The organism is Streptomyces sp. NPDC056738 (assembly GCF_042790435.1).
GTDB lineage: Bacteria > Actinomycetota > Actinomycetes > Streptomycetales > Streptomycetaceae > Streptomyces.
This window is the reverse complement of the sequence record NZ_JBHTZF010000010.1, coordinates 347,573-366,158: the sequence shown is the minus strand read 5'-3', so window position 1 is coordinate 366,158 and position 18,586 is coordinate 347,573. Positions and strand designations below refer to the sequence as shown.

Below are 18,586 nucleotides of genomic sequence, written 5' to 3'. Positions count from 1 at the left end.
TGCCCCGCGCCCGGAGCGCACGGACGACATCCGTGACCGGGCGTCGATCGCTGATCTTCACGGACGGGACGGGACCACGGCGACGGCCGTGTGCGCGAGCGGAAACGCGGCGAGCGCCCACGGCAACGCGATCCGTACGCCGACGGCACCCGGGGAACGGACGTCGGCGAGAGCGGCGTCACACTCCCCGGGACGGCCCAGAATGGCCGATACCGCCCCGCTCGTCTCCCCTTGCGGCATAGCGTCGAACCAGACCGGACACCCCGCGTCACGGCGTTGCGTCGGAAGCGACGAGACCGTATTTCCTTCAACGTCACGCAACGGCGCGCGACAGGAGCCAGAGGACAATGCAGACCAAGCTGGACGAAGCCAAGGCCGAGCTGCTCGAGAGGGCTGCCCGGGTAGCTGAGAACAGCCCGGTCGGGGGGCACCTACCGACTGGGACGACGGGCGAGGGCACCCCCGACCGGGACACCGTGCTCGCGTTCCTCCAGCGCTACTACCTGCACACGGCCCCGGAGGACCTCACCGACCGCGACCCGGTCGATGTCTTCGGAACGGCCTTCTCCCACTACAGACTGGCCGAGACACGCCCTCAGGGCACGGCCAACGTGCGCGTGCACACCCCCACCGTCGAGGAGAACGGCTGGACCTCCAGCCACTCCGTCGTCGAGGTGGTCACGGACGACATGCCCTTCCTCGTGGACTCGGTGACCAACGAGCTGTCCCGCCAGGGACGCGGCATCCACGTCGTCATCCACCCGCAGTTCGTCGTCCGGCGCGACCTCACCGGCAAGCTCATCGAGGTGCTGCCCGCGCGGCCCTCCGCCGAGGACCTGCCGCACGACGCGCACGTCGAGTCCTGGATCCACGTCGAGATCGACCGGGAGACCGACCGCGCCGACCTGAAGCAGATCACCGCCGACCTGCTGCGCGTCCTGTCCGACGTCCGTGAGGCCGTCGAGGACTGGGAGAAGATGCGCGACGCGGCGCTGCGGATGGCCGAGGAGCTCCCCACCGAGCCCACCGCCGACGATCTGCGCGACCAGGAGGTCGAGGAGGCCCGTGAGCTGCTGCGCTGGCTCGCCGGCGACCACTTCACCTTCCTCGGCTACCGCGAGTACCAGCTCCGCGACGACGACTCGCTGGCCGCCGTCCCCGGCACCGGGCTCGGCATCCTGCGCTCCGACCCGCAGCACGGCGAGGACAGCCACCCGGTCAGCCCGTCCTTCGAGCGGCTGCCCGCCGACGCCCGGGCCAAGGCCCGCGAGCACAAGCTGCTGGTCCTGACCAAGGCGAACAGCCGCGCCACCGTGCACCGGCCCTCGTACCTGGACTACGTCGGCGTCAAGAAGTTCGACGAGAACGGTGAGGTCATCGGGGAGCGCCGCTTCCTGGGCCTGTTCTCCTCCGCCGCGTACACCGAGTCCGTGCGCCGGGTGCCCGTCGTCCGCCGCAAGGTCGACGAGGTCCTGCGCGGTGCCGGGTTCTCGCCCAACAGCCACGACGGACGCGATCTGCTCCAGATCCTGGAGACGTACCCGCGCGACGAGCTGTTCCAGACGCCCGCCGACGAGCTCCGCGCGATCGTCACCTCCGTCCTGTACCTCCAGGAGCGCCGCCGGCTGCGGCTCTACCTGCGCCAGGACGAGTACGGCCGCTACTACTCGGCCCTCGTCTACCTCCCGCGCGACCGCTACACCACCGGTGTGCGCCTGCGGATCATCGACATCCTCAAGGAAGAGCTCAACGGCACCAGCGTCGACTTCACGGCCTGGAACACCGAGTCGATCCTGTCCCGGCTGCACTTCGTGGTCCGGGTCGAGCCCGGCACCGAGCTGCCGCAGCTCTCCGACTCCGACAAGGAGCGCATCGAGGCCCGCCTCGTCGAGGCCGCCCGTTCCTGGGCCGACGGCTTCGCGGAGGCGCTGACCGCCGAGTGCGGCGAGGAGCGCGCCGCGGAACTGCTGCGCCGGTACGGCAACGCCTTCCCCGAGGGCTACAAGGCCGACCACTCCCCGCGTTCCGCCGTCGCCGACCTGGTCCACCTCCAGGCGCTCGGCGATGAGCCCCGCAAGGACTTCGCGCTCAGCCTGTACGAGCCGGTGGGCGCGGCGCCCGGCGAGCGCCGCTTCAAGATCTACCGCACCGGCGAGCAGGTCTCGCTCTCCGCGGTCCTGCCCGCCCTGAACCGCATGGGCGTCGAGGTCACCGACGAGCGGCCCTACGAACTGCGCTGCTCGGACCGTACGACCGCGTGGATCTACGACTTCGGGCTGCGCCTGCCCAAGTCCCTGAACGGCAACGGCGACTACCTCGGCGACGACGGCCGCGAGCGGTTCCAGGAGGCGTTCGCCGCCACCTGGACCGGCCAGGCCGAGAACGACGGCTTCAACGCCCTCGTGCTGAGCGCCGGGCTGAACTGGCGGCAGTCGATGGTGCTGCGCGCCTACGCGAAGTACCTGCGCCAGGCCGGCTCCACGTTCAGCCAGGACTACATGGAGGACACCCTCCGCAACAACGTCCACACCACCCGGCTGCTCGTCTCGCTGTTCGAGGCGCGGATGTCGCCGGAGCGCCAGCGCGCCGGGGTCGAACTCACCGACGCGCTGCTCGAGGAGCTGGACGCGGCCCTCGACCAGGTCGCCTCGCTGGACGAGGACCGGATCCTGCGGTCCTTCCTCCACCTGATCAAGGCCACCCTGCGCACGAACTTCTTCCAGCAGGCTGCCGACGGCAAGCCGCACGAGTACGTCTCGATGAAGTTCGACCCGACGGCCATCCCCGACCTCCCGGCGCCGCGCCCGGCGTTCGAGATCTGGGTGTACTCGCCCCGCGTCGAGGGCGTGCACCTGCGCTTCGGCAAGGTCGCGCGCGGCGGTCTGCGCTGGTCCGACCGGCGTGAGGACTTCCGTACGGAGATCCTCGGCCTGGTCAAGGCGCAGATGGTCAAGAACACCGTCATCGTGCCGGTCGGCGCCAAGGGCGGCTTCGTCGCCAAGCAGCTCCCCGACCCGTCCGTGGACCGCGACGCGTGGCTGGCCGAGGGCATCCGCAGCTACCGGACCTTCATCTCCGCGCTGCTCGACATCACCGACAACATGGTGGCCGGCGAGATCGTCCCGCCCGCCGACGTCGTCCGGCACGACGAGGACGACACCTACCTCGTGGTCGCCGCCGACAAGGGCACGGCGACGTTCTCGGACATCGCCAACGAGGTCGCCCAGTCGTACGACTTCTGGCTCGGCGACGCGTTCGCCTCCGGTGGCTCGGCCGGCTACGACCACAAGAAGATGGGCATCACCGCCCGCGGTGCCTGGGAGTCCGTGAAGCGGCACTTCCGGGAGCTCGGCGTCAACACCCAGACGCAGGACTTCACCGTGGTCGGCGTCGGCGACATGTCCGGCGACGTGTTCGGCAACGGCATGCTGCTCTCCGAGCACATCCGCCTGGTCGCCGCGTTCGACCACCGGCACATCTTCATCGACCCGACCCCGGACGCGGCCACCTCGTACGCCGAGCGCCGCCGTCTGTTCGAGCTGCCGCGCTCCTCGTGGGCGGACTACGACACCGAGCTGATCTCGGCCGGTGGCGGCGTCTTCCCGCGCAGCGCCAAGGCCATCCCGGTCAACGCGCACATCCGCGAGGTCCTCGGCATCGAGTCGAACGTCGTGAAGATGACGCCGGCCGACCTGATGCGGGCGATCCTCCAGGCGCCCGTCGACCTGCTGTGGAACGGCGGCATCGGCACGTACGTGAAGTCGTCCGCCGAGTCGCACGCCGAGGTCGGCGACAAGGCCAACGACGCGATCCGTGTCGACGGCGCCGACCTGCGCGTCAAGGTCGTCGGCGAGGGCGGCAACCTGGGTCTGACCCAGCTCGGCCGGATCGAGTTCGCCCAGCACGGCGGCAGGATCAACACCGACGCCATCGACAACAGCGCCGGTGTGGACACCTCCGACCACGAGGTGAACATCAAGATCCTGCTCAACGCGGTGGTGGCCAACGGCGATCTGACCGTCAAGCAGCGCAACAAGCTGCTCGCCGAGATGACCGACGAGGTCGGCGCCCTGGTCCTGCGCAACAACTACGCGCAGAACGTGGCGATCTCCAACGCGCTGGCCCAGTCCCCGAGCATGCTCCACGCCCAGCAGCGCTTCCTGCGCCACCTGGTCCGCGAGGGGCACCTCGACCGGGCCCTGGAGTTCCTGCCCACCGAGCGCCAGATCCGCGAGCGGCTCAACGCCGGCCAGGGTCTGACCGGTCCCGAGACGGCGGTCCTGCTCGCGTACACGAAGATCACGGTCTCCGTCGAGCTGCTCGCCACCTCGCTGCCCGACGACCCGTATCTGCAGAGCCTGCTGCTCGCGTACTTCCCGACGGCGCTGCGCGACCAGTTCCGCGAGCAGATCGAGGGGCACGCGCTGAGCCGGGAGATCGTGACGACCGTCCTGGTCAACGACACGGTCAACACGGGCGGTACGAGCTTCCTGCACCGTCTGCGCGAGGAGACGGGCGCCTCGCTGGAGGAGATCGTCCGGGCCCAGACCGCGGCCCGCGCGATCTTCAACTCCAGCGCGGTGTGGGACGCGGTGGAGGCGCTCGACAACTCCGTCGCCGCCGACGTGCAGACCCGGATCCGGCTGCACTCGCGCCGCCTCGTGGAGCGCGGCACGCGCTGGCTGCTCAACAACCGGCCGCAGCCGCTCCAGCTCGCCGAGACGATCAGCTTCTTCAGCGACCGTGTGGAGCAGGTCTGGTCGGAGCTGCCCAAGCTGGTCCGCGGCGCGGATCTGGAGTGGTACCAGCAGATCTACGACGAGCTGTCGGACGCCGGTGTGCCGGACGAACTCGCCACCCGCGTGGCCGGGTTCTCCTCCGCCTTCCCGGCGCTGGACATCGTCTCGGTGGCCGACCGCACGGGCCAGGACCCGATGGCCGTCGCCGAGGTCTACTACGACCTCGCCGACCGTCTCGGCATCACGCAGCTGATGGACCGCATCATCGAGCTGCCGCGCGCCGACCGCTGGCAGTCCATGGCCCGCGCGTCGATCCGCGAGGACCTGTACGCGGCCCACGCGGCCCTGACCGCCGACGTCCTGGCGGCGGGCGACGGTACCTCCACTCCCGAGCAGCGCTTCGAGGCCTGGCAGGAGAAGAACACGGCGATCCTCGGCCGGGCCCGCACGACCCTGGAGGAGATCCAGGGCTCGGACTCGTTCGACCTCGCCAACCTGTCGGTGGCGATGCGGACGATGCGGACGCTGCTGCGCTCGCATTCCTGAGCGGTACGTGAACGGGGGCGCCCCGAGCCGGTCATGGCTCGGGGCGCCCCCGTTCCGTGTGCGCGGGAGGCGGGGTTCTTGCCCGTTTCCGGTGATTCTCCGAAGAAACTCCGGCTCGCGATTTACCTATACCTGGTAAATAGGACATTTAGCTTAAGGTGGCCTCGACCGACGGACAGACCTGTGGAGGATCCGGACCCGTGACAGTGCATCTCTCCGAGGGCCGGGCTCCCCTCGCGACCCTGCCCGCCCCCGTCGTCCGCCCCCGCTCCGTCCCGAGTGTCCCGAGGGCCCGCCGGCTCGCCCTGGAGGTCGCCCGGTTCGCCGTCGTCGGCGGCAGCGGGGTCGCCGTCAACATCCTCTTCTTCAATCTTGCGCTGCACGGCCTCAGGTGGGCCCCGATGGCCGCCACGGTGGTCGCGAGCTGTGTCGCCATGGGGACGAACTACCTCGGCTTCCGCTACTTCGCCTACCGGGACCGGGCCTCGCGCACCCGGCGCCAGATCGTCCTCTTCTTCGCGTTCAGCGGGCTCGGCGTCGCCATGGAGAGCGTCCTGTTCTATGCCGGCTATCAGGGGCTCGGCATGAGCGGCCCGCTCGGCTCGAACATCGCCAAGGCGCTGTCGATCGTCCTGGCCTCGGCGTTCCGCTTCGTGGTGTACCGGACGTGGGTGTTCCAACACGCGAAGAACGGGCGATAGCGCCCCAAAACGGTCCGCACTCACTACGATTAATAGGATGAATGAGGATCAGCCTCGCGCGTCCGCCGAGCGCCGCACGTCCGCCGAGCACCGCGCGTCCACCGGGTCCGCGCCCAGGAGACCTGCCGTCTCCGTGGTCGTCATCGTCTACAACGACGCCGCCCGGCTGCCCACGGCCGTGCGTTCCGTCCTGGACCAGACGCTGCGCGACGTCGAGGTGATCGTCGTCGACGACCGGAGCACCGACGGCTCGTACGAGGTGGCGCGCGGGCTGGCCGCGGCGCACCCCGACCGGGTCCGCGCCTGCCGGCTGCCCGAGAACAGCGGCGGCTGCGGCGCCCCCCGCAACCGCGGCATCACCGAGGCCCGCGGCACCTACGTCGTCTTCCTCGACAGCGACGACGTCCTGGAGCGCAACGCCTGCCGCAACATGCTGGAGGCCGCGGAGTCCACCGGCGCCGACCTGGTCTCCGGCCTGTGCGTACGCGTGCACGTCGACGCGCGCACGCGCAAGGAGGTCAAGTGGTACCCCTGGCTGTACCAGCGCACCCGCACCCTGGAGTCGATCTCCGAACTGCCCGACCTGCTGGTCTTCGACACCCTGTCGACCAACAAGTGCTACCGCAGACGGTTCCTGCTCGACGAGGGCCTGCGCTTCCCGGTCGGCATCCACTACGAGGACCTGCTGTTCTCCGCCCAGGCCTACGCCACCGCCCGCCGCATCACCCTCATCCCCAACCGGGTCTACGACTGGAGGGTCGCGGACAAGGCGGCCGCGAAGTCCATCAGCAACCGGCGTGACGAGATCGCCAACTTCACGCACCGCATGGAGATCCACCGCAGGGTCGACCAACTCCTCGCGGAAAAGGGCCTCCTGGAGCTGAAGTTCGCCAAGGACGTCAAGTTCCTCAAGCACGACCTCGTCCTGCACCTGCGGGAACTGCCCTTCCGCGACGCGGCCTTCCGCGAGGAGTTCGCGGCGATCGCCCGGCGGTACCTGGAGTCGATCGACCGCGCCGCCTTCGACGAGACCGAACCCATCCAGGCCATCTGCGCCTATCTCCTCCAGGTGAGCGACTGGGACAACCTGCTGCCCGCCGTGGACACGCTCACCAACCGCGACAAGATCTCCTCGCCGCTCGTCGAGCGCGACGGCCGCGTGTACTGGTGCGCCGAGCATCTCGACGACCCCTTCGGCCGGCATGTCCTGGACGTCACCGACCTCGGCCACCACATCAAGCCGGTCGACCGGATGTTCCTGCGCAACACGCTGACCTCGTACGAGAGCACCGGCGGCACCGTCCGGCTCGCCGGGCGCGTCACCAACCCGCTCGGGGTGATCCCGCCCGGCGCCCGGCTCACCGGCGAGCTGGAGTTCTACGCCCGGCGCCGCGGAGTGCGCTTCCAGACCTTCCGCTTCCCGGTGGCCCACGTGTGGCACGCGGGTGAGACCGTCGCCTGGGAGGGGGCGGCGAACCTCCTGGCCGTACGGCCGCTGGGCATCGTGGACGCCGTGTGGGACGTACGGCTCCACCTCGACGTCGACGGTGTGCGCACCACCACGCGGCTCACCGCGGCTGAACCGGGGCTGGCCGCCGGGCGGTTGCCCGTCCGGCCGCGGCTCACCAGGCTGGTCGCGGACCGCATGGAGCCGGTCGTGTCCTCACGCGGACACCTGTCCTTCCGGCTGGTCCCCGACAAGAAGGCGAACCTCGTCGTGCAGCGCGGCGTGCACGGCCGGGCCGTCACCCTCGCCAAGAGCGGCTACCGCAAGGCCCGTTCCCTGCGCAAGGACCTCACCTCCGGCGAGACCAAGATCCGTATCTACCACGAGGTGTTCAGCCGGCTGCCCGTCCGTAAGGGGCTCGTCGTCTTCGAGAGCCATCTGGGCCGGCAGTACAGCGACAGCCCCCGGGCGATCTACGAGGAGATGCGCCGCCAGGGGCTGGAGTTCGAGCCCGTCTGGTCGTACACCGACAGCCCGGCCGGATTCCCGGACGACGCCACCCTCGTACGCCGCTGGTCGCTGCCCTACCTCCGGGCGCTCGCGCAGGCCGAGTTCTGGGTCGACAACCAGAGCTACCCGCTGAAACTGACCAAACGGCCCGGCACGACGTACCTCCAGACGTGGCACGGCTCCGCGCTCAAGCGGATGGGCTTCGACGAGGCCGAATGGAAACTGAAGTCCCGTGAGGCGCAGGCCGAACAGCAGAAGGTGCTGGACCGCTTCGACCGCTTCCTCATCCGCTCCGAGCACGACGTGCGCACCCTCGCGCGGGCGTTCCGGCTGAAGGAGCGGACCCTGCTGCGGGTCGGATACCCGCGCAACGACGCGCTCGTGCGGGCCAGGCAGCGGGAGGCGGCCGGCGCCGGGCGCGAGCGCGGCCCGCTGGCGGTGGAGCTGGGCATCCCCGACGACCGGCAGATCCTCCTGTACGCGCCCACGTTCCGCAGCCGCGGCAACGGGAAGAAGCGGTTCGAGCTGCCCTTCGACGTCGAGCGCTTCGCCGACACCTTCGGCGACCGCTACGTCCTGCTGATCCGCTCCCACTACCTGAACCACGTCGTGCTCCCGCCGTCCGTGCGCGGCCGGGTCGTCGACGTCACGGCCCACCACGACATGACCCCGCTGCTCGCCCTCGCCGACGGGCTGATCACCGACTACTCGTCGGTGATGTTCGACTACGCGCTCCTCGACCGCCCGATGTTCTTCTTCGCCTACGACTACGACGCGTACGTGCACGAGGACCGCGGAACCTACTTCGACCTGCTGGAGCGGGCGCCGGGGCCGGTGGTGCGGACCGAGGACGAACTGCACGCCGTCCTCGGCTCGCTGGAGGAACAGCGCGTCAAGTACGCGCCCCGGCGCGAGCAGTTCCTCGCCGACTTCGGCGAGTACGACAAGGGGACGGCGGCCCGCAGCGTCGTCGACCAGTTCTTCGCGCACTGGAGGCACGGATGACCGACCCGCGGCGGGACATCTTCTTCGTCTCCAACAGCGTCGACGAACTGGGCGGGGTGACGAGCTGGTCGCACCAGATGGCCCGGCTCTTCACCGAACGCGGTCACCGCGTGCACGTCGTGGGCGTCACTGAGCCCGCCGTCCCGCAGGAGCTGGGTGAACTCCCGTACCCCACGACGACGTTGTACGACGTCCACCCGCCCCGGATCGGACCGGCGCGCGGCCTGAGGGGGCGGCTCGACCTCGCGGAGCGGAGGCTGCGCGCCGAGCGGGCGGCGGGCATGCGCGACAAGGCCGCCGAGCTGACCGCGCTGTTCCGGGCCGCGCGCCCGGGTGCCGTCGTGATCGTCACCCAGGTGTGGGCCATGGAATGGGTGGAGCTCGCCGACACCGGCGGCATGACCGTCATCGGGATGAGCCACGAGTCGTACGAGTACTCGCGGACGACCTCGCGGTTCCGCCGGGTCCTCAAGCACTACAAGGACGTGGACCGGATGCTCGCGCTCACCCGTGAGGACGCCGACCTGTGGATCGGACAGGGCATGAACAACGCTTCCTTCATGCCGAACCCCCTTCCGTTCATGCCCGAGGTGCCCTCGCCGCGCACCGGGAACGCCGTCGTCAGCGTGGGGCGGCTGACCGACCAGAAGGGCATCGACATGCTCCTCGACGCCTGGGCCGAGGTGGCCCCGCTCCACCCCGACTGGCGGCTGCGGATCTACGGCTCGGGCGAGGACGAGGAGATCCTGAGGAAGCAGTGCACCGCGCTCGGGCTCGACGAGTCGGTCGACTGGATGGGCCGGACGAGCGACGTGCCGGGCGCGCTGCGCGGCGGCTCGGTCTTCGTGCTCTCCTCGCGCGGCGAGGGCTTCCCGCTCGCCCTCATGGAGGCGATGGCCGCCGGGCTGCCGTGCGCCGCCTTCGACTGCGCGCCCGGCGTCCACGAGATCGTCCGGGACGGCGAGGACGGACTGCTGGCCACCCTCGGCAACACCGGTGAGCTGGCCCGCCGGCTGGACACGCTGATGTCCGACAAGGCGCTGCGGGACTCCATGGGCGACGCGGCGCGCGCGAACGTGCAGCGCTTCACGACGCAGGAGGTCGTCCGCCGCTGGGAGGAGCTGTTCACGTTCCTGGAGCGCTGAACGGACGGGCACGGGCCGGAGCGAGCCGCGACGAGCGGGAACGAGCCGCGACCAGCCGCGACGAGCGGGAACGAGCCGGGACGAGCCGCGACGAGCGGGAACGAGCCGGGACGAGCCCGGGGCGGAGCCGTCGAAGGCCCCGCCCCGGTGTACCGCACGTGCCTACTTGCCCGTGAACTTCTCGTACTCCTTGAGGACGTCCGCGGTCGGTCCGTCCATGCGCAGCTCGCCGCGCTCCAGCCACAGCACGCGGTCGCAGGTGTCGCGGATGGACTTGTTGTTGTGGCTGACCAGGAACACCGTGCCCGCGGTCTTGCGCAGCTCGCGGATGCGGGCCTCGGAGCGCTTCTGGAAGGAGCGGTCGCCGGTCGCGAGGGCCTCGTCGATCATCAGGACGTCGTGGTCCTTGGCCGCCGCGATGGAGAAGCGCAGCCGGGCCGACATGCCGGAGGAGTACGTCCGCATCGGCAGGGTGATGAAGTCGCCCTTCTCGTTGATGCCGGAGAAGTCGACGATCTCCTGGTAGCGCTCCTTGACCTGCTCGCGGGACATGCCCATGGCGAGGCCGCCGAGGTAGACGTTCCGCTCGCCGGTGAGGTCGTTCATCAGGGCCGCGTTCACGCCGAGCAGCGAGGGCTGGCCGTCGGTGTAGATCCTGCCGTTCTCCACCGGGAGCAGGCCCGCGACCGCCTTGAGTAGCGTGGACTTGCCGGAGCCGTTGGTGCCGATCAGGCCGATGGCCTCGCCGCGGTAGGCGGTGAAGGACACGCACTTGACCGCGTGGACCTTGCGGACGCCCGACGCCTTCTCGGACTGCTTGCGGCGCAGGATGCGGTTGAGCGCGGCGGTGGCGCTGCCCCGTCCGGCACCGGTGCCGTTGACGCGGTACACGATGTCGACGCGGTCGGCGATGACGGTCGGGATGCGCTCCGCGTCGGCCGCGGGGGCGGCCGCCGCCGCGCTCACGGCGTCCTGCGGCTCGGTGTCCTGCGTGATGATGTCAGCCACGGCCGTACGTCTCCTCAGCCTTCCAGAAGTAGATGAAGCCGCCGACGCCCGCGACCAGTGCCCAGCCCACTGCCAGTGCCCAGACGTGGTGCGGGAGCTGGTGCGCGTGGAAGCTGTCGATCAGCGAGAAGCGCATCAGGTCGATGTAGACGGCCGCCGGGTTGCTCTCCAGCGCGACCGTCGCCCAGTGGGGGAGGCTGTTGTGGCTGAGCACCTTGTCGATGCTCCACATGACGCCCGAGACGTACATCCAGGTGCGCAGGACGAACGGCATGAGCTGCGCGATGTCGGGGGTCTTGGCGCCCATCCGGGCCATGATCATCGCGACGCCCGCGTTGAACGTGAACTGGAGCACCAGCACGGGGACCGCCAGCAGCCACGAGGCCGAGACCGGAACGCCGAAGCAGAGCAGGATGACGACCAGCGCGGCCATCGAGAACAGGAGCTGCTGGAGCTGCTGGATCGCGTACGACACCGGGAGCGCGGCACGCGGGAAGTGCAGGGCGCGGACCAGGCCGAGGCTGCCGGAGATCGCCCGGGTGCCCGCCATGATCGAGCTCTGCGTGAAGGTCCAGATGAAGACGCCGGTGACCAGGAACGGGATGTAGTCCGGCACGCCGTGCTTGGTGCCGAGCAGCACGCCGAAGATGAAGTAGTAGACCGCCGCGTTCAGCAGCGGGGTCATCACCTGCCACACCTGGCCCAGCTTGGCCTGGCTGTACTGCGAGGTGAGCTTGGCGGTGGCGAACGCGGTGATGAAGTGGCGTCGCGCCCAGAGCTGGCGGACGTACGCGGGCAGGCTCGGGCGCGCGCCGCTGACGGTGAGGCCGTACCGGGCGGCGATGGCCGCGGCGTCGTCGGTGGGGGAGACCGGTGACGCTGTCGGGGGCGGTGTGTTGAGGACCTGGCTCACATCCGTTGCTTTCGCTCGGGGGGTGGGGGCGCGCGGTCGGTCCCGGATGTTTCCGACGGTGTTTCTTGCCGTTTTCTTGCGTCGGGACGGGACCGTATCGTCGTAACGCGAGAGTAGGCCCAGTCGACGTCGGAACGCAACCGTTTCGTCGTAACGCCCTATGCTGGTCCGTATGACGACGAACGCCGACACAGCCGCGAGTGCCGCCACGCCCGCGCCTGCCGACGGAAAGCCCAGGCGCCGCCGGGCTCCCGCCGGTGCGGCCGTCCTCCGCGAGGACGTGACCGAGGCGATCCGCGCCGCCGTCTTCGAGGAGCTCGCCTCCGTCGGCTACGCCCGGATGTCCATCGAGGGCATCGCCCGCCGCGCGGGCGTGGGCAAGACCGCGGTGTACCGGCGCTGGCGCTCCAAGCTCCATCTCGTGCTCGACCTGGTCTCGGCGATCGCGGTCCAGGGACTGCCCGCGCCGGACACCGGCTCCCTGGAGGGAGACCTGCGGCTGCTGTACGAGGTCACCTCGCGCGCCCTGCGGCACCCGGTGGCCGGCCAGATCATCCCCGACCTCCAGGCCGAGGCGGCCCGCAACCCCGAGATCGCGGACGCGATGCAGGCGGCGCTGCGGGAGGGCCAGCAGTCGGTGGCGAGCGGGATCGTCGCGTCGGCCGTCGAGCGGGGCGAGATCCGCGGGGGCGTCGACGTCGAACTCGCCCTGGACCTGATGTCGGGCCCGCTGTACTGGCGCGCGGTCGTCGTCCGCGGCCCGAAGGTCCCGAAGGGCTACCTGGCCAGCCTGGCCCGAGCGACAGCGGCAGCCCTGAAGGCGCTCTGACCCGGGTGCCCCGGACCGGCGACCCCGGCACCCCGGCCCGGTGAGCTCGGCGCTTGCGGCTCGGCGGCCTCGGCGATCCCGCTCAGGCCGGGTCCCGCCGGGCCGGCCGCTCCCTGTCGGGCCGCTCCCCGGAGAGCCGGACCGCGAGATCCGTCAGTTCGGCGGCCCGCAGGACCCTCCCGTCGAAACCCGGCAGGGGCACGTGCAGCGGCTCGCTCCAGCGCCCGGGCACGGCGCCCTCGCCGTACACCGCCCCCGCGAGGGCACCCGTCACCGCCGCGACGGTGTCCGTGTCGCCGCCGAGGTCGACCGCCGCGCGGACGGCGTCCTCGAAGGAGTCCGTGGTCCGCACGGCCCACACGGCCGAGCCGAGACAGGGCCACACGGCTCCGTTGAACTCGGTCGCCCGATCGGGGTGCCAGTCGCGGGCCAGGACCGTGGCGTAGCGAGCCCGGTGGTCCGGGTGGACGGCGTCGAGGGTGTCAGGGAGCGCGGCGAGGGGGTCTTGTCCGAGCAGGGCCACGCGGATCAGTTCGTGAAGGATCGCCGTGCCCTCCCAGGCGGCACGGTCGCCGTGGGTCAGGGCGGCGATGCGGCGCGCGGCGGACATCGTGGCGTCCCGGCCGTGCGGGGCGAAGAACACGGCGGACGTCGACGCCCGCATCAACGAGCCGTTCCCGGCGCCGCGTTGGTTGCTCTGGAAGTGCAGGGCGGCCGCCAGGTCCCAGGGGTCGCCGCTCGTCAGGACCGCCTCGGTCTGCAGACCGATGTCCTTCGGGTCGGCCGCCGCCCAGCGCCTGAACCGGTCGAAGAGGTCGGGGAGTTCGAGGCGGCCGTGGTGGAGCAGTGACTCGCCGACCAGGACGGCCATCTGCGTGTCGTCGGTCGCCTCGCCCGGGTCCCAGCCGCCGCCCCCGCACATCTCGCCGTCCTGCCCGGGTACCGGGAAGCGACGGGTGAACGCGCCTTCCGGGCCGAACTCGAACGGTGCGCCGAGGGCGTCGCCCACCGCGGAGCCGAGGATGGTGCCGGTGGCCGTCATGCGGCGAGCGTACGGGGGAGGGGAGGGGGGCCCGTCAGAGGGCGCCGGGACCTCCGGCCGGTCGTCGCCGCGACGGCCGATCCGAGCGGCAGGCCTCAGTGACGGCTCGCGTGCGGGTGGTGGTGGAGCCAGCCTGTCCAGGCTGAGGTGATCATGTCGTCGACGTCGTGGCGGGCCTTCCAGCCCAGTTCGTCGGCGGCGCGGTCGGCGGAGGCGACGACGCGGGCCGGGTCGCCGGGGCGGCGCGGGGTGGTGACCGGGGGGCGGTCGTAGCCGGTGAGCGCGTTGATGCGGTCGATCATCTCGCGCACCGAAACCCCCTCGCCGCGGCCGATGTTGAGGGTCAGGGAGGTCCCGGGGGAGGCCGTCAGGGCGCGGGCCGCGGCCACGTGCGCCTCGGCCAGGTCGACCACGTGGATGTAGTCGCGCACGCAGGTGCCGTCCGGGGTCGGGTAGTCGTCGCCGAAGACGCGCGGCGCCGCGTCGTCGGTCAGCTTCTCGAAGACCATGGGGACGAGGTTGAAGACGCCGGTGTCGGCCAGCTCCGGGGCCGCCGCGCCCGCCACGTTGAAGTAGCGCAGACAGGCCGTCGACAGACCCGTCGCGCGGCCGGTGGCGCGCACCAGCCACTCGCCCGCCAGCTTCGTCTCACCGTAGGGGCTCATCGGCGCGCAGGGTGTCTCCTCCGTCACCAGGTCCACGTCCGGCATGCCGTACACCGCGGCCGAGGACGAGAAGACGAACGCCGTCACGGAGGCCGCGGTCACGGCCTCCAGCAGGACGCGCAGGCCCTCGACGTTCTCCCGGTAGTAGTGCAGGGGCAGGTCCACCGATTCGCCGACCTGCTTCTTCGCCGCCAGGTGGACGACACCGGTGACCGAGTGCTCCGTGAGCGTCCGGGCCAGCAGGTCGCCGTCCAGGGTCGAGCCGACCACCAGCGGAACGTCCGACGGCACCCGCTCCGCGATCCCCGTGGACAGGTCGTCGTAGACCACGGCCTGTTCGCCCGCCTCGCGCAGCGCGCGGACGACGTGCGCTCCGATGTAGCCGGCGCCGCCGGTGATCAGCCAGGTCATGTGCGGCCGTTCCCCTCGTGAGTGAGTCCGTGGTGCCGGACCGTGCGTCTGCGGCCGGGGAGGGGCGGGCGCGCGGGACGGTGTCCGCGTCCGCGCCTCGCGTCTCCGCGTCCGCGTATCAGTGAAGCAGGCGGCGGAGCCTGCGGGACACCACCGCGGTCACGCCCCGCACGCCGGACGCCGTCCGCAGCCCCAGCGCCCCCGCGTGCGTCCGGTAGGGCTGTACGAGGAGAACGCCGTGGTGGGGGTCGGCGACCGCGCGGCGGCGCAGCAGCCCCGGGCCGCCGAGCGCGTGCGCGGACACCTCCCGGCTCGTACCGTCGTGAAAGCGCACGACCAGGCGCAGATCCCACACGCCCGCGCCCAGGGCGGACAGCTTCACCGGCGTCTCCGCGCACCAGGAGTCTCCGTACCGGTCGGCCACCAGGTGCGCCGTGCCGCTCAGGCCCACCCGCCCCTCCTCCCGGTGGACGAACGCCAGTTCCACCGAGGCGGGACCGGCCGCGGCCATCCGCCCGTACATCTCGTGCAGGCGCAGCCGCAGCCGGGTGCCCCGAGCACGGGGGCGCAGTTCCGCGTCGACGGCGGCGGGCAGCAGATGGGCGGGCCGGTCCAGGAAGTGCTCCAGGGTCACCTCGGGGAGATCCGCGGACCATACGGGGACGCCGTCGCTGTCGCGGGGGTAGGGCGGGAGCAGCCGGGCCGGACGGGCGGCGAGTTCCCTCAGGCGGGGCAGGTCGCGCGGGGCGGGGCAGGCGAGGATCACACGGGCGACGAGACGGCCGGGGGCCGAGGGATTGACGCCGAGGTCGGCCGCGTCGAACGTCGCCAGATAGGCCCGGGTGTGGTCCCACCAGGCGCCGCGGTAGCCGGGGGAGCGCTGTTCCAGTTCGCGCGTGTACATGCGCAGTTCGTGGTCTAGGAACTTGGCCCGCACGGCCCGCGCGAGCCCTTTCTCCCCGGCGCCCAGGAGGATCTCGTACGCGGCCCGGTTCGCCTCGGTGCGGGCCCGCCAGTTGTCGATGCCGGAGCGGTCGAGCGAGATGGACAGGCGCTCCGCGGTGCGCCGTACGTGCCAGACGTAGACCGTGTCGGGGATCAGCGCGATGCGCGGCGCGGCGGCCAGCACCCGCGCGGTGAACACGAAGTCCTCGTAGGGGTAGTGGCCTTCGGGGAAGCGGATGCCGTGCTCGCGCAGGAAGCCGGTGCGGTACAGCTTGTTGACGCAGAGGGTGTCGTGGGCGAGGCGGAGGCGGCGCGCGGGGCGGGATATCAGGGCGGCCCGCGCGTAGAGGGCTCGTTCCCAGGGGACCTCGCGGCCCGAGGGCAGTTCCCGGCGTACGCAGAGCCCGGCGGCGACCTCGACGTCGTGTTCCTCGGCGGCGCCGAGGAGCGCGTCCACCGCGCCGGCCGGCAGGACGTCGTCGCTGTCCAGGAACATCACGTACGGGGCGGCGGCCGCGTCGATGCCGTCGTTGCGCGGACTGCCGCAGCCGCCGCTGTTGACCGGCCGGTGGATCACCCTCAGGCGCGGCTCCCCCGCGGCTAGGTCGTCGAGGAGGGCGGCGCTGCCGTCCGTCGAGCGATCGTCCACGGCGATCACCTCGGCCACGGCGGGACCCTGCGCGAGCGCCGAGCGCACCGCGTCCGCCACATGGGTGGCGTCGTCGTACCCGATGACGACGACGCTGACCTTCGCCTGATGAGGGTTCATGTGATCCACGGGCCGGAATCGTAGGGATTGCGGGTAATTCTCCGTCAAGAGGCGGTCAGTGTCGCGTTCGGAGCCCGGTGGGAACCCGGTGAGGACCGCGCTCCCGCCCCGCCGGCACACGGCGCGGGGCGGCCGGGGGAAGCCCCGACCGCCACAGCCGTACGAAGGACACTCCCGCCGCGGCCGCCAGCAGGCCGTTGCGTACGAGCATCAGCAGACAGCCCGTCCAGGTGCTGCGCACCACCTCGCCGTACAGCCCCGGATAGGCCACCGAACTGACCGCCGTCGCCACCAGGACCAGCACGGCGACCGGGCGCTGCGTGGTGTGCCGCGAGGTCAGGCAGACGGCGCAGAGGCCCAGCAGCCACACCATGTACTGGGGGCTGATCACCCGGCTGGTCACGGTGAACAGCAGGACGGCCGTGAGCGCCGCGTCGTACGGGGTGGCCTCCGTCCAGCGCCGTGCGCGGACGCGCCACAGCAGCACGAGCCCGAACGCGGCGACGGTCAGGGCGAGCGAGCAGGCCGCGACCGCGCCGGTGTACGGACCGACGAACTCCATCGCGCCGTACTGGTAGCGGGCGGTGCCCGGCCAGCCGGCGTGGCGCGCGAGGCCCAGGACTGTGCCGCCGAGGGACTCGATCTGCACACCCCGGCCGCTCTGCTGGCGCAGGAAGTCGAACGGGCCGCTGAAGAGGGCCGCGAGGACGGCGAGCAGCGCGGCCGCGGTGATCACCGCCGAGGTCCACACCTCGCGCGTGCCGCGGCCCCGCGGGGTCCCGATCAGCGCCAGCGCGGGCCAGACCTTCACCAGGGCGCCCATCGCGGCGAACGCGCCGCACACGCGCGGGCCGCGGGAGAGCGCCAGCAGCGAGACGACGGCGAAGGCGGTGACCTGCACGTCGTACCGGGCCAGCGGGATGTGCAGCAGCAGGGGCAGGCCCAGCACCCACAGCCAGGCGCCGCGCGGACTGCGTCCGGGCCGCAGCCCGGCACGGGTGAGGGCGGCGGCGATCACCGCGTCGGCGGCGAGCGTGCAGGCCACGAACGCGGTGAAGTACGTCAGTCCCGGCAGCAGCCCCGGTGCGAGCAGCACCGGGCCGGCCCCCGGCGGGTACTGCCACAGCCGGTCACCGACCGGGAACGCGCCCTGGGACAGCACGCCGTACCAGTGGAAGTAGAGATGGCCCACCTCGCGCGACACCCCACCCCGGCCCAGCGGGGCGAGCCGGTCGTGGGCGAGGAGCCACAGCATCAGGGCGCGGGTGGCGAGCCAGGCGGCGGCGAGGGCGAGCGTGCGGTGCTTTCGGGAGGGGCTCATCAAGTCGGGATCGTAAGCCGCATGGATGGGTCGTACCGTGCGATACGCCGTCAATACCGGCTAAACGTTGTTTAATAGCAAAAAATCGCCCTCATGGTGTATGCGTGGATGAGGCCGCCGACGGCGAGGCGTCCGGCGGCCCGGCCCCCGGCCCTTCGGCCTCCGGCCGCCCGGGGTGGCGCGTCGTCCCGTGGCCGGGACCGGTGCCGCCCGTCCCGGCGCCGGCACAGGGCGGCCGTCGTCCTGGCCGTCCTCGCGCCCGTCCTGGCCATGCTCGCGATCGGCCTGTGGGGGCTCGACCGCGGCGGCATGTGGCGCGACGAGGCCGTCACGTTCCAGGTCGCCCAGCGCTCGGTGCCCCAGATCTGGCACCTGCTGCACTCCGTGGACGCCGTGCACGGCCTGTACTACCTCCTCATGCACCCCGTCCTCGCCCCGCACCCCGGCGAGGTCGCCCTGCGCCTGCCCTCCGTCTGCGGCGCCGCCGCGACCGCGGGGCTCGTGGCCGCGCTCGGCGTCCGGCTGGGCCGCCCGCGCGTCGGTCTGTGGGCGGGCCTGCTGTACGCCGTCACACCCATGACCGGCCACTT

11 protein-coding genes are annotated in these 18,586 nt (G+C 71.5%); 5 read left to right on the top strand and 6 right to left on the bottom strand.

Going from position 1 to position 18,586, the window contains the following annotated elements; all coding sequences use genetic code 11:
- Positions 1 to 347: 347 nt before the first annotated feature.
- From ACFRIC_RS26765 to ACFRIC_RS26750, 4 genes are all read left to right on the top strand, one after another.
- A complete protein-coding gene (locus ACFRIC_RS26765; protein WP_382790380.1) occupies positions 348 to 5,285 on the top strand; it encodes an NAD-glutamate dehydrogenase in 4,938 nt (1,645 codons plus the stop codon).
- A gap of 200 nt (positions 5,286 to 5,485) precedes the next feature.
- Positions 5,486 to 5,986: a GtrA family protein gene (locus ACFRIC_RS26760; RefSeq protein ID WP_382790378.1), complete on the top strand. Its 501-nt coding sequence runs from the start codon at positions 5,486 to 5,488 to the stop codon at positions 5,984 to 5,986.
- Between the two features lie 37 nt (positions 5,987 to 6,023).
- A complete protein-coding gene (locus tag ACFRIC_RS26755; RefSeq protein ID WP_382790376.1) occupies positions 6,024 to 8,948 on the top strand; it encodes a CDP-glycerol glycerophosphotransferase family protein in 2,925 nt (974 codons plus the stop codon).
- Positions 8,945 to 10,093 carry a glycosyltransferase gene (locus tag ACFRIC_RS26750; protein ID WP_382790373.1) on the top strand — a complete coding sequence of 383 codons (1,149 nt, stop codon included), beginning with the start codon at positions 8,945 to 8,947 and terminating at the stop codon, positions 10,091 to 10,093. The genes ACFRIC_RS26755 and ACFRIC_RS26750 overlap by 4 nt, the downstream gene beginning before the upstream one ends.
- A gap of 162 nt (positions 10,094 to 10,255) precedes the next feature.
- Here the strand turns inward: ACFRIC_RS26750 and ACFRIC_RS26745 are convergent, their stop codons facing one another.
- Entirely contained in the window at positions 10,256 to 11,059 is an 804-nt protein-coding gene (locus ACFRIC_RS26745; RefSeq protein WP_382790481.1) for an ABC transporter ATP-binding protein, read from the bottom strand.
- A gap of 34 nt (positions 11,060 to 11,093) precedes the next feature.
- The gene (locus tag ACFRIC_RS26740; RefSeq protein ID WP_382790370.1) at positions 11,094 to 12,014 is read right to left on the bottom strand and encodes an ABC transporter permease; all 921 of its coding nucleotides are present in this window, start codon (positions 12,012 to 12,014) and stop codon (positions 11,094 to 11,096) included.
- A 172-nt stretch (positions 12,015 to 12,186) separates the two neighbouring features.
- Here ACFRIC_RS26740 and ACFRIC_RS26735 point away from each other — a divergent pair, with 172 nt between their 5' ends.
- Positions 12,187 to 12,843 carry a TetR/AcrR family transcriptional regulator gene (locus ACFRIC_RS26735; RefSeq protein ID WP_382790367.1) on the top strand — a complete coding sequence of 219 codons (657 nt, stop codon included), beginning with the start codon at positions 12,187 to 12,189 and terminating at the stop codon, positions 12,841 to 12,843.
- Between the two features lie 82 nt (positions 12,844 to 12,925).
- Here ACFRIC_RS26735 and ACFRIC_RS26730 read toward each other — a convergent pair whose 3' ends face one another.
- From ACFRIC_RS26730 to ACFRIC_RS26715, 4 genes are all read right to left on the bottom strand, one after another.
- Positions 12,926 to 13,885, bottom strand: a complete 960-nt coding sequence (locus tag ACFRIC_RS26730; RefSeq protein WP_382790364.1) for an ADP-ribosylglycohydrolase family protein — start codon at positions 13,883 to 13,885, stop codon at positions 12,926 to 12,928.
- Positions 13,886 to 13,980: 95 nt separating this feature from the next.
- Positions 13,981 to 14,961 (bottom strand): UDP-glucose 4-epimerase GalE, encoded by a 981-nt coding sequence (galE, locus tag ACFRIC_RS26725; RefSeq protein ID WP_382790361.1) that lies wholly within the window; start codon positions 14,959 to 14,961, stop codon positions 13,981 to 13,983.
- 118 nt (positions 14,962 to 15,079) lie between these two features.
- Entirely contained in the window at positions 15,080 to 16,675 is a 1,596-nt protein-coding gene (locus ACFRIC_RS26720; RefSeq protein ID WP_382790359.1) for a glycosyltransferase family 2 protein, read from the bottom strand.
- 55 nt (positions 16,676 to 16,730) lie between these two features.
- A complete protein-coding gene (locus ACFRIC_RS26715; protein WP_382790357.1) occupies positions 16,731 to 17,996 on the bottom strand; it encodes a glycosyltransferase 87 family protein in 1,266 nt (421 codons plus the stop codon).
- Positions 17,997 to 18,586: the final 590 nt, after the last annotated feature.

What these genes read in the sequence shown, in the direction of transcription:
- galE (WP_382790361.1), bottom strand. Translation starts at nt 14,961, where the DNA reads ATGACCTGGCTGATCACCGGCGGCGCCGGCTACATCGGAGCGCACGTC.
- ACFRIC_RS26730 (WP_382790364.1), bottom strand. Translation starts at nt 13,885, where the DNA reads ATGACGGCCACCGGCACCATCCTCGGCTCCGCGGTGGGCGACGCCCTC.
- ACFRIC_RS26765 (WP_382790380.1), top strand. Translation starts at nt 348, where the DNA reads ATGCAGACCAAGCTGGACGAAGCCAAGGCCGAGCTGCTCGAGAGGGCT.
- ACFRIC_RS26755 (WP_382790376.1), top strand. Translation starts at nt 6,024, where the DNA reads ATGAATGAGGATCAGCCTCGCGCGTCCGCCGAGCGCCGCACGTCCGCC.
- ACFRIC_RS26715 (WP_382790357.1), bottom strand. Translation starts at nt 17,996, where the DNA reads ATGAGCCCCTCCCGAAAGCACCGCACGCTCGCCCTCGCCGCCGCCTGG.
- ACFRIC_RS26750 (WP_382790373.1), top strand. Translation starts at nt 8,945, where the DNA reads ATGACCGACCCGCGGCGGGACATCTTCTTCGTCTCCAACAGCGTCGAC.
- ACFRIC_RS26720 (WP_382790359.1), bottom strand. Translation starts at nt 16,675, where the DNA reads ATGAACCCTCATCAGGCGAAGGTCAGCGTCGTCGTCATCGGGTACGAC.
- ACFRIC_RS26735 (WP_382790367.1), top strand. Translation starts at nt 12,187, where the DNA reads ATGACGACGAACGCCGACACAGCCGCGAGTGCCGCCACGCCCGCGCCT.